This window comes from Variovorax paradoxus (assembly GCF_000834655.1).
GTDB classification, from domain to species: domain Bacteria; phylum Pseudomonadota; class Gammaproteobacteria; order Burkholderiales; family Burkholderiaceae_C; genus Variovorax; species Variovorax paradoxus_F.
The window spans coordinates 1-16,579 of record NZ_JXQQ01000024.1; the positions used below are offsets into that span (position 1 = coordinate 1).

Genomic DNA, 16,579 nt, shown 5'->3' on the forward strand with positions numbered 1-16,579 from the left:
GCCCGCCGCATCGGCACCGGCCGCCGCAGCACCCGCGGCCGCTCCGGCTGCCGCTGCACCCGCCGCCGCTGCTGCCGCACCCGCTGCCGCCGAGGCCGCACCCGCCGCAGCGCCCGCGCCGTCCTTCAACAAGGGCGACACCAGCTGGATGATGCTGTCCACGCTGCTCGTGATCATGATGACCATCCCGGGTCTGGCCCTGTTCTACGGCGGCCTCGTGCGCAGCAAGAACATGCTGTCGGTGCTGATGCAGGTGATGGTCACCTTCTCGCTGATCGTCGTGCTGTGGCTCATTTACGGCTACAGCCTCGCGTTCACCGAGGGCAATGCCTTCATCGGCGGATTCGACCGGCTCTTCATGAAGGGGATCTTCGATCCGGCCACCGGCGTGTTCGCACCCGGCGCGACCTTCAGCAAGGGCGTCTACATCCCCGAGCTGCTGTTCGCCGCCTTCCAGGCCACGTTCGCCGGCATCACCTGCTGCCTGATCGTGGGTGCCTTCGCCGAACGCGCCAAGTTCTCGGCCGTGCTGCTGTTCATGGTGATCTGGTTCACCTTCAGCTACGCACCGCTGGCTCACATGGTCTGGTTCTGGATGGGCCCGGACGCCTACACCGCCGCCAACGTGGTGGACGCCAACAACGCCAAGGCCGGCCTGATCTGGCAGTGGGGCGCGCTGGACTTCGCAGGCGGCACCGTGGTGCACATCAACGCAGCCGTCGCCGGCCTCGTAGGTGCCTTCCTGATCGGCAAGCGCGTGGGCTACGGCAAGGAAGCCTTCACGCCGCACTCGCTCACGCTCACCATGGTCGGCGCCTCGCTGCTGTGGGTCGGCTGGTTCGGCTTCAACGCAGGTTCGGCCCTGGAAGCCGGCACCAGCGCCGTGCTCGCCTTCATGAACACCTTCTCGGCCACCGCCGCCGCCGTGCTCGCATGGTGCATCGGTGAAGCGCTGGTGCGCGGCAAGGCCTCGATGCTGGGTGCCGCCTCGGGTGCCGTTGCAGGCCTCGTGGCCATCACCCCGGCCGCCGGCAACGTCGGCCTGATGGGCGCCATCGTGATCGGCTTCGTCGCCGGCTTCGCCTGCCTCTGGGGCGTCAACGGCTTGAAGAAACTGCTCGGCGCGGACGACTCGCTGGACGTGTTCGGCGTGCACGGTGTCGGCGGTATCGTCGGCGCGCTGCTGACCGGCGTGTTCAACACCCAGGCGCTCGGCGGCCCCGGCCTCGTGGGCGACTGGGTCACGGCCAGCGTCGTCTCCAACGGCATCGGTGCCCAGGTCTGGATCCAGCTGAAGGGCGTGCTGCTGACCATCGTCTGGTCGGGCGTGGTGGCGTTCATCGCCTTCAAGATCGCCGACCTCACCATCGGCCTGCGTGTGTCGGAAGAAGAAGAGCGCGAAGGCCTCGACATCTCCTCGCACGGCGAAACCGCATACAACAGGTAAACCCCCAGGCTGCGCACTTCGTGTCGCTGCGCCCACCCCCTTGCAGGGGGCCACACCAGCGGCCCGGCAATGCCGGTTCCGCGGTGTTCAGCGAAGAGGCAGTCGACGCAGCTTGAGTTTCAAAGAACAGAGTTTTTCAAGCGAGGTCTCCTTTGGATGTTCAGCCCGCGAGCGCTTCGGCGCCAGCGGGCTTTTTTTTGCCCGTCGCCGCCATCGCCAGGGGCACAATCGCCACACCATGTGGACCTCCCTCGAAGACAGCCTCTGCGCGCTCGGCGAATCGCCCTTCTGGCACCCTGAAGAACGCGCCCTCTACTGGCTCGACATCCCGGGCCGCGCCGTGCTGCGAACGCGCGGCGATATCGGAACGCCGTCCGCCACCGTCGAGCGATGGGCCCTTGCCACCGAACCCGGCTGCATGGCGCCTGCCCGGAGCGGCGGCCTGGTGATCGCGCTGCGCGACGGCATCTACCGCGCGCGCGAATGGGGCGGCGAGCTGGTCGCGATGGCGCGCGTGGAGCACGACGTGCGCACCATGCGCTTCAACGACGGCAAGTGCGACCCCCTCGGCCGCTTCTGGGGCGGCTCGCTCAACGAGGCCAAAGACCGGGCCAACGCCGCGCTCTACTGCTTCGATGCGCGCCCGGGCACCGACATCTCGCCCACGCTCACGCAGATGGCCAACGAGTCCACCACCGCCAACGGCCTCGCGTTCTCCCCCGATGCCCGCACCCTCTACTGGGCCGACACCGCCGCGCACGTGGTGTGCGCCTGGGACTGGGATGCGGAGGCCAACGCGCTCTCGCATGCCCGGGTGTTCCACCAGTTCGACGCCAAGCCCGAAGGCTGGACGCCCGAATCGCCCGAATCGCCCGTGCGTTACGAAGGCCGCCCCGATGGCGCGACGGTCGATGCGCAAGGCCACTACTGGGTCGCGATGTTCGAAGGCGCGCAGCTGCTGCGCTTCGCGCCGTCCGGTGACATCGTGGCGTCGGTCCCGGTACCCGTTCAATGCCCGACGATGCCGTGCTTCGGCGGCGACGATCTCAAGACGCTCTTCGTCACCAGCGGTCGCAAGGGGCGGCCCGCGGCGGAGATCGAACGGCTTCCCGCATCGGGCACGGTGATCTCCATGCGCGTCGATACGCCCGGGTTGCCTGTCAGCTTCTTCGAGGACTGAAGTGGGGCGTTCAGGGCCCGATCCCGCCGACGGGGTACGCAGCCAAGCGAAAGTCCCCCGCCTTCGGCTCCTTCTTGATTTCGCTGCGCAAGGCACCCCATCGGCGTGCTCGTTGTTCAGCGCAGTCGTCGATCGGCCGGGCACCCGCAACGTGCCCAGGTGCTCAGGGCATCGGGTGCTCCCCGCAGCGAAATCAAGGAGGAGGGCGATGCCCGGGGGACATTCGCGGAGGGGAGTACCCGGTGGCCTGTGCACGCGCCCTGAACAAGCGGCCGCAACGTAGAAGCCATGGCCCTCCAGCACATCCCGCCCATCCAGTGCTTGCTCACCTTCGAGGCCGTGGCGCGCTTGCGCCACGCGGGCCGCGCAGCCGACGAGCTGTGCGTCACCCCCAGCGCCGTCAGCCACCGCATCCGCCAACTCGAAGCGCACGTCGGCTTCAAGCTCTTCGGCCGCAGCGATTTCAGCCTGACCGCAGACGGCGCCGCCTACCTCGCGAACGTGCGCACCGGCCTCGCGGCACTGCAAGCAACGCCGCTCGCCAACGCGGCGCCGCGTGCGACGCGCCTGCGCATCGCCGTCACGCCTACTTTCAGTCGCCAGTTCCTGATGCCCCGGCTCGAGCTGTTCCGCAACATCTACCCGGACATCGAGCTCGTGCTGCAGGTGTCGATCCCGCTGCTCGACGTGACGGCCGAGCAGGCGGACCTCGAAGTGCGCTACGGCACCGGCGCCTATGCCGACTGCGAACACCGCCTGCTGCTCGAGGAAGAAGTGGTGCCCGCCTGCAGCCCGAGCTACCTCAACGAGTTCGGACCGTTCGACGGCTTTCGCACCGCGGCCGAGATCGCGAGCGCGCGGCTCATCCGCAGCCCGCTCGAACCCTGGGGCACCTGGTTTGCGCACTGCGGCATCGACCAGCCCGAGCCGCACGTCGGCTCGCAGTTCAACGACCTGGGCCTGGTCTACGACGCCGCCGCGAGCGGCTTCGGCGTGGCGCTGGTGCGCCAGAAGATGGGCGCCGCGTGGTTCGAATCGGGGCGGCTCGTGGCGCTCTCCGACCGGGCGGTGCCATCGCCGCACCGGCACACCATCTGCTGGCAGCCGGGCACGCTCGAGCGCTGGGAGTGCGCGGCCTTCGTCGACTGGCTCGCGCAGAGCCTGCGCTGACCGGCCGGGCGCGCCGGCAAAGTTCTCTCAAGCGCCGCGCGAAAAAGCTTCAACCCGGCGGCGCCGCATTTCCGTAGAGTGCGGTACCCCCGAGACATTCGCCAAAAAGACAAGAGGCCTGCCGCATGAATGCGCCGCTCACAGCCGTCCAGCAAGATTCGCTACAGAAAACGGAGCGCCAGTCGCAGGTGGTGCGCGCGCTGCGGGCGCACTTGCCCGCGCATGCCCTCATCTGGCATGCCGAGGACACCACGCCCTACGAGTGCGACGGACTCACGGCCTACCGGCAGCGGCCGCTCGTCGTGGCGCTGCCCGAGACCGAAGCGCAGGTCTCGGCCGTGCTCAAGACCTGCCACCAGTTGGGCGTGCCCGTGGTGGCGCGCGGCGCCGGCACCGGGCTCTCGGGCGGCGCGATGCCGCATGCGCTGGGCGTGACGCTCTCTCTGGCCAAGTTCAACCGCATCCTGAAGATCGATCCGGTGAGCCGCACGGCCGTCGTGCAGTGCGGCGTGCGCAACCTGGCGATCAGCGAGGCGGCTGCCCCGTTCAATCTCTATTACGCGCCCGACCCTTCGAGCCAGATCGCCTGCACCATCGGCGGCAACGTGGCCGAGAACTCGGGCGGGGTGCATTGCCTGAAGTACGGCCTCACGCTGCACAACGTGCTGCGCGTGCGCGGCTTCACCGCAGAGGGCGACGCCATCGAGTTCGGCGGCGAGGCGCTCGATGCGCCGGGGCTCGACCTGCTCGCGCTGGTCATCGGCAGCGAAGGCATGCTGGCCGTGACCACCGAGGTCACCGTCAAGCTCGTTCCAAAGCCGCAGCTCGCGCGCTGCATCATGGCCAGCTTCGACGACGTGCGCAAAGCCGGTGATGCGGTCGCGGCGGTGATCGCGGCCGGCATCATTCCAGCGGGCCTGGAGATGATGGACAAGCCCATGACCGCCGCCGTCGAGGACTTCGTGCGCGCGGGCTACGACCTCGATGCCGCGGCGATCCTGCTGTGCGAATCCGACGGCACGCCCGAAGAAGTGGAAGAAGAAATCGGCCGCATGACCGCCGTGCTGCGCGGCTGCGGCGCCACCGCCATCGCGGTGAGCAACAGCGAAGACGAGCGCATGAAATTCTGGAGCGGCCGCAAGAACGCCTTTCCGGCGTCGGGCCGCATCAGCCCCGACTACATGTGCCTGGATTCGACCATCCCGCGCAAGCGCCTGGCGGACATCCTGCTCGCGATCCAGGAGATGGAGAAGAAATACAACCTGCGCTGCTGCAACGTGTTCCACGCGGGCGACGGCAACCTGCATCCGCTGGTGCTTTTCGATGCGAACGATCCCGACGAGCTGCACCGCTGCGAGCTCTTCGGCGCCGACATCCTGGAGACCAGCGTTGCGATGGGCGGCACGGTGTCGGGCGAGCACGGCGTGGGCGTGGAAAAGCTCAACAGCATGTGCGTGCAGTTCACCGCGAGCGAGAACGAGCAGATGTTCGGCGTGAAGCGCGCGTTCGACCCGGCCGGGCTCCTGAACCCCGGCAAGGTGATTCCGACGCTCCAGCGCTGCGCCGAATACGGCAAGCAGGTGGTGCGCGGCGGGAAGTTGCCGCACCCCGACCTGCCGCGCTTCTGAGAGCGGCAACCAGAACAAGAACGAGACCATGGATCCAGCTCTCCACCAGATCGTCGAGCGCATCCGCGCCGCAGCCACAGACGCCACGCCGCTTTGCATTCGCGGCGGCGGCACCAAGGATTTCTACGGCGAGGCGCTGCATGGCGAGGTCCTCGACACCACCGCGCTCGCGGGCATCACGAGCTACGAGCCGAGCGAGCTCGTCGTCACCGTGCGCGCAGGTACGCCGCTCGCCGAGCTCGAAGCCGCGCTGGCCGAGAAGGGGCAGTGCCTGCCCTTCGAGCCGCCACGCTTCGGCAGCAACGGCACGGTGGGCGGCATGGTCGCCGCCGGGCTGAGCGGCCCTGCGCGTGCCAGCGTGGGCGCGGTGCGCGACTACGTGCTCGGGGCCACGCTGGTCAACGGCCGCGGCGACGTCCTGAGCTTCGGCGGACAGGTGATGAAGAACGTCGCGGGCTACGACGTCTCGCGCGTGCTGGCCGGCTCGCTCGGCACACTGGGCGTGATCGCGGAAGTGAGCCTCAAGGTGCTGCCCGTCGCGCCCGCCGAGGCCACGCTCGAATTCGCCTGCAGCCAGGCCGACGCATTGAGGCTGCTCAACGAATGGGGTGGCCGGCCGTTGCCGCTGAACGCGAGCTGCTGGTTCGAGTACGGCGGCGCCGGTGCGCTCTATCTGCGGCTGCGTGGCGCGGTTGCGGCCGTGGAAGCGGCATGCACGCACCTGGGCGGCGAGCGCAAGGACGACGCACGCGCCGCCGTCGATTGGCAGGCGCTGCGCGACCAGCAGTTGCCGTGGTTCGACACCGCGAATGGACCGGACGCACTCTGGCGGCTGTCGGTGCCGCAGACCGCGCCCGTGCTCGCCATCGACGGCAACGCGCCGTTGATCGAATGGCATGGCGGCCAGCGCTGGTACAAGGCGCTGCCCGGGCAGGCCGCGCGCATCCGCGAGATCGCGCACGCGGCAGGCGGTCACGCCACGCTGTTCAGGACATCGGCCTCCGACACTCCCCGCTTCGACGCACTGAGCGCCCCGATCGCCCGCATTCACCGCGCGCTGATGCACGAGTTCGATCCGCACCGCATCTTCAACCGCGGCCGGCTTTTCGCAGACGAATAAAAAGAGACCACACCCCGCGATGCAAACCGAACTCGCCCCCGAATTCCGTGACACCGACGAAGGCCGCGAGGCCGAAGCGATCCTGCGCAAGTGCGTGCACTGCGGCTTCTGCACCGCCACCTGCCCGACCTACCAGCTGCTGGGCGACGAGCTCGACGGCCCGCGCGGACGCATCTACCTCATCAAGCAGGTGCTCGAGGGCAAGGCGCCGACGCGCAGCACGCAACTGCACCTGGACCGGTGCCTCACCTGCCGCAATTGCGAGAGCACCTGCCCGAGCGGCGTGCAGTACGGCAACCTCGTGGACATCGGCCGCAAGATCGTCGACGAGAAAGTGCCGCGTCCCGCAATGGAATCGGCCACGCGCTGGCTGTTGAAAGAGGGACTGCCGTCGCCGCTCTTCGGCCCCGCGATGAAGCTCGGGCAGTCGGTGCGCGGGCTCCTGCCCGATGCGCTCAAGGCCAAGGTGCCGGCGAAGCAGGAGGCGGGCGCCTGGCCCACCGCCACGCATGCGCGCAAGGTGCTGATGCTCGCGGGCTGCGTGCAGCCGTCGATGATGCCCAACATCAACAGCGCCACCGCGCGCGTGCTCGATGCGGCCGGTATCCAGGTCGTGATCGCCAAGGAGGCGGGCTGCTGCGGCGCGGTGAAGTTCCACCTCAACGACCAGGAGGGCGGCAAGGCGCAGATGCGCGCCAACATCGATGCATGGTGGCCGCAGGTCGAGCGCAACGAGATCGAGGCCATCGTGATGAACGCATCGGGCTGCGGCGTCACCGTGCGCGAGTACGGCCACATGCTGCAGCACGATGCGGCCTACGCGGCGAAGGCGGCGCGCATCAGCGAACTGACGCGCGACCTGAGCGAGCTGCTGCCCGATCTCGTTCCCGCACTGAAGGGCCGCGTGCGCGCGCCGGAGGGCGTGGTCGCCTACCACCCGCCGTGCACGTTGCAGCATGGCCAGAAACTGCGCGGCGGTGTCGAGACGCACCTGCGCGCGCTCGGCTTCGACGTGCGCGTGGCCATGAACGAATCGCACCTGTGCTGCGGCTCCGCGGGCACGTATTCGGTGCTGCAGCCCGAGCTGGCCTACCCGCTGCGCGACCGCAAGCTGGGGCATCTGAAGCAGCTGCAACCGACCACCATCGCCTCGGCCAACATCGGCTGCATCACGCACCTGCAAAGCGGCAGCGGAGAGACGCCGGTGCGGCACTGGGTGGAGCTCTTGGACGCCGCGCTGGGCAAGAGAGGGTAGGGCCTGATCGCACAGCAAGGCAGGGTGCGGTCCGACTCGCGCGGCGGGCGCTGGCGACGCATCATCGCGGCACCGAATCTCAAGGAGCCCGTGCCATGTCCCACCTTACCCAACTTTCGCTGCGACGCGTTCTGCTGGCCTGCGCTTGCGCGGCCGGTGCGGTGGCGGCGCACGCCCAGTCCGCGATGCCCGCGTGGCAGGGCACCGGCGCGACGCGCTATGTGTGCGGCGGCATCGGCTCCGACGAATCGAACGCCATGCGCGCGGCAATGAAGGAGCACCCGCTCTCGCTGCTGTTCGCACGCGCCGACGGCGCCTACATGGCGAGCGTGGACGTCGCGATCAAGGGCGGAGAAACCAATTCTTCCGCCGCCATGGTTTTTCGCGCCGGCGGCCCGGTGTGCCTGATCGACATCCCCGATGGGCGATACACCATCGACGTCACCACGCCCGGCGGGCAGGCCAAGAGCCAGACGGTGACGGTGGGTGGCGGCGCGAAGACCGCCAGCTTCCGGTTCTGAAGAAAGGCGGTCAGCCGGCCGCCAGCGCCGCCTCGACATCGCGCGTGAGCGATGCGGGCGTGTCGAGCGGCGCGTAGCGCTTGATCACCGTGCCGTCGCGCCCGATGAGGAACTTGGTGAAGTTCCACTTGATGGCCGTCGAGCCCAGCAGGCCCGGCTTCTCTTTCGTGAGCCATTGGTAGAGCGGCGCGGCGTTGCTGCCGTTGACGTCGATCTTCTCCATCATCGGAAAACTCACGCCGTAATTCTTGGTGCAGAAGGCACCGATTTCCTCGTTGGTGCCCGGGTCCTGCGAGCCGAACTGGTTCGAAGGAAAGCCCATCACCGTGAGGCCCTGGTCTGCGTACTTCTCGTGCAGCGCTTCCAGCCCGGCGAACTGCGGCGTGAAGCCGCATTTGCTCGCTGTGTTGACGATCAGCAGCACCTTGCCCTTGAAGGCGGAGAGCTTCACCGGCTTGCCGTCGATCTGGTTGGCCTCGAAGTCGTAGACGCTGGTCATGATGGGTGTTCCTCAGGTGGACGCAGAGGCGCGATCATCGCCCCGCACGGGCGTTCGCGCAAACGCGGCCCAGACGGCGCCCAGCACGATCAGCGCGCCGCCCACGAAGATGCGCGGGTCCATGGTGGACGCGCCGAGCGCGACCGACGAGACGCTCGCGAACAGCACCTCCGACAGCATGATCACCGAGGTGGCGCTCGCCGCCAGGCGCGCTGCGCCGTATTGCAGGCACACGTTGGCGATCACGAAGCCCGTGCCCAGCAATGCAGCCCAGCCGAACCAGCCCGGCGTGGCCTGCAGCGGCGAAGCGATGGCGCCGATCGCGGTGCCGCCGAGCGCCGCGATGCCCGCCACGAACGTGCAGCCGCAGAACATGGCGAGTGCACGCGATTCGCCCGGTGCTTGCCGCAGGTGCCGCAGCACGATGTTGGTCACTGCGAACCCGAAGCCGGCCGCAAGGCCGAGCCAGTCGGGAAGGCTCGAGGGCACGGGCCAGTCCGTGCCCGGCGCCTTGAGCACCACCACCACGCCGGTGAGTGCCAGCGCCACGCGCGCGAGCGCGCCGCCCGTCGGCCGTTCGCCCAGCAGCACCCAGCCCAGCAGCACGCTCCACAGCGGCATCAGGTAGAACAGCAGCACCACGCGCACGACGTCGCCCTGCGTCACGGCCCAGTTGAAACCCACGTTGGTGAAGCCGGCCGCCAGGCCCAGCACCGCGAGCATCGGGTAGGCCGCGAAGCCCTGCCATGCGCGGCGGCGCACGATGCCCATCACAAGCGCGATGGCCAGGTAGATGAGGCAGGTGGTCCACAACGGATGCAGGCCGTGGCGCTCGATGTGCCTGAAGGGAAACCACGACAGCCCCCACACGAAGGCGTTGAAGATCAGTGCGAGCGCGGGCATGGTGGCGTTGAAGGAATGGAGGCTTCGGCGCTCGGCGCGCCGGCCTTCTCACCAACGCAGTCGCGCAAGGTCAATGGTGTTTGTCGCTGCGGGCGATGGCCAGCAGGTGCTCGACTTCTTCGGGGTATTTCTTCAGGTTGTTCTCGTGCCAGCGCTTGATGAGCCACATGCAGCCCGCCACCACGAGGCCGAAGGCGCTGATCGCGCCGTAAGCCGAGAGACCCAGCCCCGTGCACACGCTGTAGAAGCCGCCCAGAAGAAGAATGCAGGCCTGCTCGTTGAAGTTCTGCACCGCGATCGAGCGGCCCGCGCCCATCAGGTTGTGGCCGCGATGCTGCAGGAGCGCATTCATCGGCACCACCAGGAAGCCGCCGAGGCCACCCAGGATGATGAGGAACGGCACGGCCAGCCACACGTTGCCGATGAAGTTCATGCAGATGACCATGAGGCCCATCGCGATGCCCATCGGGATCACGCGGGTGGCCATGTCCAGGCGCATCCGCATCGAGGCCACGATCGCGCCCACAGCCGTGCCGATGGTCACCACGCCGGTGAGCGCCGAAGCCTGCGTCGTGTTGTAGCCCAGCGCGAGCGATGCCCAGGCCAGCACGATGTACTTGAGGTTGCCGCCCGCGCCCCAGAAGAGCGTGGTGGTGGCCAGCGAGATCTGGCCGAGGCGGTCGCGCCACAGGCGCGCATTGCAATGCCAGAAGTCGGGCAGCAGCGCGGCGATGTTGCGCACGAAGCCGTGCTCGGGGTTGGAGCGCAGGGGGCGCATCTCGACGCCCGTGTGCGGGATGCGCGTGTTGAACCAGGCGGCCAGCACGTAGACGAAGATCAGCACCGAGATGGCGGCTTCGGCCGGCGAATCGATGCCGGTGTCGATCACCGGGAAATCGAAGGCCAGCAAGTGGCTGGAGACCGCATGGCCCACCAGCGTGCCGCCGAGCACGATGCCCAGGAGGATGGAGGCGATGGTGAGTCCCTCGATCCAGCCGTTGGCCTTGACCAGCTGGGAGGCCGGCAGCAGTTCGGTCAGGATGCCGTACTTGGCCGGCGAGTAGGCCGCCGCGCCCAGGCCCACGATCGAGTACGACAGCAGCGGGTGCGAGCCGAACAGCATCATCAGGCAGCCGATCACCTTGATCGCATTGCTGATGAACATCACCTTGCCCTTGGGCAGCGCATCTGCAAACGCGCCCACCAGCGGCGCGAGCACCACGTAGAAGACCGCGAAGATCGGCACCAAGGCCGCGCGCTGCCATTCGGGCGCGCCCGAACTTCGCATGAGATCGACGGCAACAACGAAAAGCGCTTGGTCGGCCAGCGACGAAAAGAACTGGGCCGACATGATCGTGTAGAAACCGCGCTTCATCGATGGGCTGGCTGGCCAGAGGGTCTGCTGGCGGTAGTGAAAAAGTGTCGCGTGCGGAGCGAATGGGCGGTTATAGCATGGGGGTACGGCGTGGAAATGGGCATCCCTTCCGGATTCGACCCCATTCCGGGAAATGCTAAAACGTGGTCTGCATTTCCTCCAAGCCCGCTCGAAGCCTGCACAAAGCCTCTTATGCCGCGCCCCATTCTCGCCACCGTCCACACCGCAGCCCTGCGCAACAACCTCGGGCGGGTCCGCCGCTCGGCCCTCGACGCCCGTGTCTGGGCGGTGGTCAAGGCCAATGCCTATGGCCATGGCATCGAACGGGTCTATGAAGGCCTGCGCGGCGCCGACGGTTTTGCGCTGCTCGACCTGGCCGAAGCCGAACGCGTGCGCGCCCTGGGCTGGCGCGGCCCCGTGCTGCTGCTCGAAGGCGTGTTCGACGCGCGCGACCTGGAACTGTGCTCGCGCCTGGACCTCTGGCACACCGTGCACTGCGACGAGCAGATCGACATGCTCGCAGCGCACAAGACCCTCAAGCCGCAACGTGTTTTCCTCAAGATGAACTCGGGCATGAACCGCCTGGGCTTCACCCCCGAGCGCTTCGGCTCGGCCTGGACGCGCCTGAACGCGCTCACGCAGGTCGACGAGATATCGCTCATGACCCACTTCAGCGACGCCGACGGCGCTCGCGGCATCGCCCACCAGGTCGAGGCCTTCGAGCGCGCGACGCGCGACCTGCCGGGCGAGCGCTCCATCGCCAACAGCGCCGCCACCCTGCGCCACCCCGACCAGACGCGCGGCGACTGGGTGCGCCCGGGCATCGTGCTGTACGGCAGCGCGCCCGACTTTCCGGCGAACGACGCGGCGCACTGGCAGCTGCAGCCTGCGATGACGCTGTCCACGAAACTGCTCTCGGTGCAGACGCTCAAGGCTGGCGACACCATCGGCTACGGCTCCAACTTCACGGCCGAGGGGCCGCTCACCATCGGCATCGCCGCGGTCGGTTACGGCGACGGCTATCCGCGCCACTGCAACACCGGAACGCCCGTGCTGGTGAACGGCGTGCGCACCCGCATGGTGGGCCGCGTGAGCATGGACATGATCACCGTGGACCTCACGCCCGTGCCCGATGCGAAGTTCGGCACCGAGGTCACGCTGTGGGGCCGATCGGCGGTCACCGACGAGGTGCTGCCCATCGACGAGGTCGCGCAGGCGGCGGGCACCGTCGGCTACGAACTCATGTGCGCGGTGGCGCAGCGCGTGCCGTTCGCGCCTGCCGAAGGCGACGCAGACACGCAGCAATGAAGGTTCTTTCCAACTGGCGCTCGATGCGCCTTTGGGAGACGCAGATCGAGCGCGATCTGCATCGCAATCACAGCCTGCGCACGCACGGCATCCTCATCGGCACCTTCATGCTGCTGCTCATGTGGGGCGTGTCGGCGCTGCAGATGCACCTGCTGCATGTGGACTCGCTGGCCGTCCGCTACTTCATTACGCTGGGCGTGGGGTATCTGGGCTACCTGCTGGTGCTGCGCTGGTGGGCCCGGCGGCTCGTCGAGAACGGGGTGGGCGCCAATCTCGACGTGAGCGGCGGCGACGTCGTCGACGCTGCCGACCTCGCGTTGGATGTCGCCAGCAGCGCGAGCCGCGTCGACCTCGGCGGTGCGGCCGACATGGCCGGCGGCGCGCTCCAACTGGCGGGCGAATCCGACGAAGGCGCGATCATCGTCGTGCCGGTGGTCGCCATCTTCCTGATCTGCGTGGCGGTGCTGTTCGGCGCCGGCTCGCTCGTGCTGCTGTATTTCAGCTGGGACGCGCTGCTGGCCGTGGCCATCGAGGTGGCGTTCTCGTACGTATCGGCCCGCGCCGCGGTGCGCGTGGCGCGCGAGGGCTGGCTGGTCGCGGCGGTGCGGCTCACCTGGAAGCCGCTGCTCGGCGCGCTGGTCTCCGCGGTGATTCTCGGTGCGCTGCTCGATCACTTCATGCCGCAGGTCGATTCGTTGCCCGAGGCGGTGCGGGTTCTGCTGAAGACGCACTGAGGCCGCCCGCTGGCGGCCGACAGGCCGATGTCAGTAGAGCCCGAGCTGGCGCGTACGCAGGCGCGCCAGCCCCAGCAGCGCATCGGTGAACGGCGTGGCCACTCCCGTGAGTTCGCCCAGTTCGCGCACCACCGTCACCAGCGCATCGAGTTCCACCGACCGGCCGGCTTCCACGTCCTGCAGCATCGAGGTCTTGAACGCGCCGAGCTTCTTGGTCACCTCGTGCCGGTCTTCGGGGCTCTGCGTGATCTCGATGCCGATGCGCCGGCCGATCTCCTTGGCCTCCAGCATCACCGCCGAGATGAAGCCGCGCACGTAGTCGTCGCCCATGATCAGGTCGGTGGTGGCACCGGTCAGCGCGCTGATCGGGTTGACCGTCATGTTGCCCCAGAGCTTGAACCACACGTCCTTCTGGATCTGCGGCGAGAGCGTGGTGTTGATGCCCGCGCGGGTCAGCAGGTCGACCAGCGCCTGCACGCGCGGCGTGGCTTCGCCCGAGGGCTCGCCCACGATCAGCCCGTTGCCGAAGTGGTGCCGCACCACGCCCGGGCCGTCGAGCGAGCAGCTCGCATGCACCACGCAGCCGATCACGTTGCGGGCCGGAATGGCCTTGGCAATGGCGCCGTCGGGGTCCACCGCGGCCAGCCGGTGGCCCGTGATCTCGCCGCCGAAGCCGCCTTCGAGAAACCACCACGGCACGCCGTTCATCGCGACCAGCACGATGGTGTCGCGCCCGATCAGCGGCCCGATGCGCTCGGCCACGGCGGCCAGCGCGGGCGCCTTCACGGCGATGACGACCAGGTCCTGCACGCCGAGCGCCTCGGGGTCGGCCACTGCGTTGACCGGCACGCGCGTGCGCACGTCGCCGCGCATCAGGGACAGGCCATCGCGCTGCAGCGCCTCGAGCGTCGCGCCGCGCGCGACCACGTTGAGCCGCTCGCCGGCCTGCGCGAGGCCGGCACCGATCCAGCCGCCGATCGCGCCGGCGCCGTAAATACAAATCTTCATGGGAAAGGCCGCCTCGATTTCTTCAGTTTCTGTAGCCCGGATCGATGCGATCCACCTGCCGCACCAGCGCATTGAACACGTCCTGCCCGGCGCCATGCGCGGGGCTGAACTGCAGCGCGTCGCGCGTGCAGCGCTGCGCGATCTCCTCGCTCACCGGAATGGCCGCGCCCATCGAGAAGGTGGCCATCTGGATCTCGCAGGCGCGCTGCAGGGTCCACAGGATCGCGAAGGTCTGCGGCAGCGTCTGGCCCCAGGCCAGGAGGCCGTGGTTGCGCAGGATCACCGCGTTGCGGTTGCCGATGCTCTGGAGGAGGCGTGGGCCCTCGTCGGCATGGATCGTGATGCCCTCGAAGTCGTGGTACGCCACCATGCCGTGCAGCTGGGCGGTATAGAAATTGGTCTGCTGCAGGCCGCCCTGCAGGCAGGCCACGGCCACGCCGGCCGTGGTGTGGGTGTGCATCACGCAGTGCGCGCCGGGCAGCCCGTCGTGGATGGCCGCGTGCACCGTGAACCCCGCCGGGTTCACCGGGTACGACGAACCGTCGAGCACCTTGCCGTGCAGGTCGATCTTCACGAGGTTGCTGGCCGTCACTTCGCTGTAGTGCAGGCCGAAGGGGTTGATGAGGAACTGCTTCTCGCCACCGGTCACGCTGTCGGGCAGCCGCACCGTGATGTGGTTGTAGATCATCTCGACCCAGCCCAGCATCGCGAAGACGCGATAGCAGGCCGCGAGCTCTTCGCGCGCGGCACGCTCGTCGGGGTGGATCGAGGGATGGACCAGCGCCGACGGCGCGGTGGCGAGTGTGTTCATGGCAGTTCCTTCATGTGGTTAACCCTCCGCGGTGAAGCCGACTTCCTTGACGATCGGCGCCCACTTGGCGGTGTCTTTCTTGAGCAGGTCGGTCAGCTCCGCGGGCGTGGAAGACATGGCGTCCAGCCCGAAGGTGCCCAGGCCGTCGATCACGTCCTTCTGTGCAAGCGAGTTCTTCATCGCGGTGTTCAGGCGCGCGACCAGTTCGGGCGAAGCCTTGGCCGGCAGGAAGAAGGCGAACCATTCGCTGTGCGCCATGTTCTTGATGCCCTGCTCGCCGAAGGTCGGCACATCGGGCGCGAAGCGGCTGCGCTTGGCACCCGAGACGCCCAGGATGCGCACCTTGCCCGAGGGCAGGTGCTGCGTGATGTCGCCGATGGGGCCCGACACCGCCGAGATGTTGCCGCCCAGCAGGTCGAGCATGGCCGGCTGGGTGCCGCGGTAGGCGGCGTGCTTGAGTTCGACGCCGCCCTGCATGCCCAGGAGCGCACCGATGAAGTGCGGCGTGGAGCCCGCGGCCGGCGAGCCGTAGTTGGCGCCGGCCGGATTGGTCTTGGCCCAGGCGAGGAACTCGGGCACGCTCTTCACGCTGGCCGGCACCGAAGGGCCGACGGCGAAGCCGAAGTCGAAGATGCAGCCGATGGTGACCGGGGTCAGGTCCACCATCGGGTCGTACGGCAGCTTCTTGTAGATGTGCGGGTAGATCGTGAGGATCGAGGTCGGCGTCTGCAGGATGGTGGCGCCGTCGGCCGGCCGGCCCTTCACGTAGGTGACCGCGATCTGGCCGCCCGCGCCGGTGCGGTTCTCCACCACGGCTGCCTTGGCGTACTCGGGGCTGAGCTTCTGCGCCACGCGGCGGCAGATGGTGTCCGAGGTGCCGCCGGCCGCGAAGCCGGTGACGATGGTCGCGGTCTCGATGCCAGCCTGCGCGTAGGCCTGCTGGCCGATGCTCGCAAGCAGCGCCGAGGCGCCGGTGGTCTGAAGGATCTGGCGGCGTGTGAAGCTCATGATGGGTCTCTCTCCGGGTGGTGGTGGTACGGGAGCGCGTATTTTTCCAGCAAGGCGTGGGGCGGGACCCCCGCGTTTACCTCACGTTTTGAAAGCCGCGACACGTTTTTCCCCCAGCCCGCGAGTTCGCTGTCAGAACATTCCGTTCCGGTTGGCCGCCGTTTCGGGCACGGGCTGGTTCACGTCCCAGTGCTCGACGATCTTGCCGTTCTCCAGCTTGAAGATGTCCACGATGGCGTTGCCGCGCGTGCCCGGCTCGCGCACCACGTGCACGTGCAGCACCACGTAGTCGCCGTCGACGAAGGAGCGCTTGATGTCGCTGCGCGACTTCGGAAACTTCTCGCGCAGGAAGGTGACGAACTTGCGAAAGCCCTCGGGGCCGTCCGCTGCCGTGGGGTTGTGCTGCACGTAGCGGTTGCCCACGTACTGCAGGGCGGCATCGGCGTCCTTCTGGTTCAGGCCCTTCTCGTAGAAGGCGAGCACGGTCTGGCGGTTGGCCTCCTGCTGCGCCTGGCCGATCGGGTTGCCGCCCGGCTGTGCGCAGGCTGCCAGGAAGAGGGTGGCGGCCGCGAACATCGCGGCCAGGATCGTGCGTTTCATCTGGGGCTCCCG

General features: G+C 68.2%; 16 protein-coding genes. 9 read left to right on the top strand and 7 right to left on the bottom strand.

Annotated features, from left to right (window positions below; all coding sequences use genetic code 11):
• The 7 genes from RT97_RS11055 to RT97_RS11085 form a co-directional block, all read left to right on the top strand.
• A partial coding sequence (locus RT97_RS11055) for an ammonium transporter (RefSeq protein ID WP_253278207.1) occupies window positions 1-1,447 on the top strand: 1,447 nt, incomplete at its 5' end.
• Between the two features lie 238 nt (window positions 1,448-1,685).
• Window positions 1,686-2,627 carry an SMP-30/gluconolactonase/LRE family protein gene (locus RT97_RS11060; protein WP_042578833.1) on the top strand — a complete coding sequence of 314 codons (942 nt, stop codon included), beginning with the start codon at window positions 1,686-1,688 and terminating at the stop codon, window positions 2,625-2,627.
• 288 nt (window positions 2,628-2,915) lie between these two features.
• Complete coding sequence (locus RT97_RS11065) at window positions 2,916-3,797, top strand: LysR substrate-binding domain-containing protein (protein ID WP_042578834.1); 882 nt, start codon at window positions 2,916-2,918, stop codon at window positions 3,795-3,797.
• A gap of 125 nt (window positions 3,798-3,922) precedes the next feature.
• A complete protein-coding gene (locus tag RT97_RS11070; protein WP_042578835.1) occupies window positions 3,923-5,425 on the top strand; it encodes an FAD-linked oxidase C-terminal domain-containing protein in 1,503 nt (500 codons plus the stop codon).
• A gap of 28 nt (window positions 5,426-5,453) precedes the next feature.
• Entirely contained in the window at window positions 5,454-6,545 is a 1,092-nt protein-coding gene (gene glcE, locus RT97_RS11075; protein ID WP_042578836.1) for a glycolate oxidase subunit GlcE, read from the top strand.
• Window positions 6,546-6,564: 19 nt separating this feature from the next.
• Entirely contained in the window at window positions 6,565-7,800 is a 1,236-nt protein-coding gene (gene glcF, locus RT97_RS11080; protein WP_042578837.1) for a glycolate oxidase subunit GlcF, read from the top strand.
• A 95-nt stretch (window positions 7,801-7,895) separates the two neighbouring features.
• Window positions 7,896-8,321 (top strand): hypothetical protein, encoded by a 426-nt coding sequence (locus RT97_RS11085; RefSeq protein WP_042578838.1) that lies wholly within the window; start codon window positions 7,896-7,898, stop codon window positions 8,319-8,321.
• Window positions 8,322-8,331: 10 nt separating this feature from the next.
• Here the strand turns inward: RT97_RS11085 and RT97_RS11090 are convergent, their stop codons facing one another.
• The 3 genes from RT97_RS11090 to lplT form a co-directional block, all read right to left on the bottom strand.
• Window positions 8,332-8,820 (bottom strand): glutathione peroxidase, encoded by a 489-nt coding sequence (locus tag RT97_RS11090; protein WP_042578839.1) that lies wholly within the window; start codon window positions 8,818-8,820, stop codon window positions 8,332-8,334.
• A gap of 12 nt (window positions 8,821-8,832) precedes the next feature.
• Complete coding sequence (locus RT97_RS11095) at window positions 8,833-9,723, bottom strand: DMT family transporter (protein WP_042578840.1); 891 nt, start codon at window positions 9,721-9,723, stop codon at window positions 8,833-8,835.
• A 70-nt stretch (window positions 9,724-9,793) separates the two neighbouring features.
• Window positions 9,794-11,098, bottom strand: coding sequence for a lysophospholipid transporter LplT (lplT, locus tag RT97_RS11100; protein WP_042578841.1), 1,305 nt, complete (start codon window positions 11,096-11,098; stop codon window positions 9,794-9,796).
• A 192-nt stretch (window positions 11,099-11,290) separates the two neighbouring features.
• On the opposite strand from lplT, the gene alr reads away from it, so the two are divergent.
• Window positions 11,291-12,406: an alanine racemase gene (gene alr, locus RT97_RS11105; RefSeq protein ID WP_042578842.1), complete on the top strand. Its 1,116-nt coding sequence runs from the start codon at window positions 11,291-11,293 to the stop codon at window positions 12,404-12,406.
• Entirely contained in the window at window positions 12,403-13,140 is a 738-nt protein-coding gene (locus RT97_RS11110; RefSeq protein ID WP_042578843.1) for a hypothetical protein, read from the top strand. Before alr ends, RT97_RS11110 begins: the two co-directional genes overlap by 4 nt.
• A gap of 30 nt (window positions 13,141-13,170) precedes the next feature.
• On the opposite strand, the gene RT97_RS11115 is transcribed toward RT97_RS11110, so the two are convergent.
• From RT97_RS11115 to RT97_RS11130, 4 genes are all read right to left on the bottom strand, one after another.
• Window positions 13,171-14,148, bottom strand: coding sequence for a 2-dehydropantoate 2-reductase (locus RT97_RS11115; protein ID WP_042578844.1), 978 nt, complete (start codon window positions 14,146-14,148; stop codon window positions 13,171-13,173).
• Between the two features lie 22 nt (window positions 14,149-14,170).
• A complete protein-coding gene (locus tag RT97_RS11120) occupies window positions 14,171-14,959 on the bottom strand; it encodes a class II aldolase/adducin family protein (protein ID WP_042578845.1) in 789 nt (262 codons plus the stop codon).
• An 18-nt stretch (window positions 14,960-14,977) separates the two neighbouring features.
• Window positions 14,978-15,967 (bottom strand): Bug family tripartite tricarboxylate transporter substrate binding protein, encoded by a 990-nt coding sequence (locus RT97_RS11125; protein ID WP_042578846.1) that lies wholly within the window; start codon window positions 15,965-15,967, stop codon window positions 14,978-14,980.
• Window positions 15,968-16,099: 132 nt separating this feature from the next.
• Complete coding sequence (locus tag RT97_RS11130) at window positions 16,100-16,567, bottom strand: nuclear transport factor 2 family protein (RefSeq protein WP_042578847.1); 468 nt, start codon at window positions 16,565-16,567, stop codon at window positions 16,100-16,102.
• Window positions 16,568-16,579 lie beyond the last annotated feature (12 nt).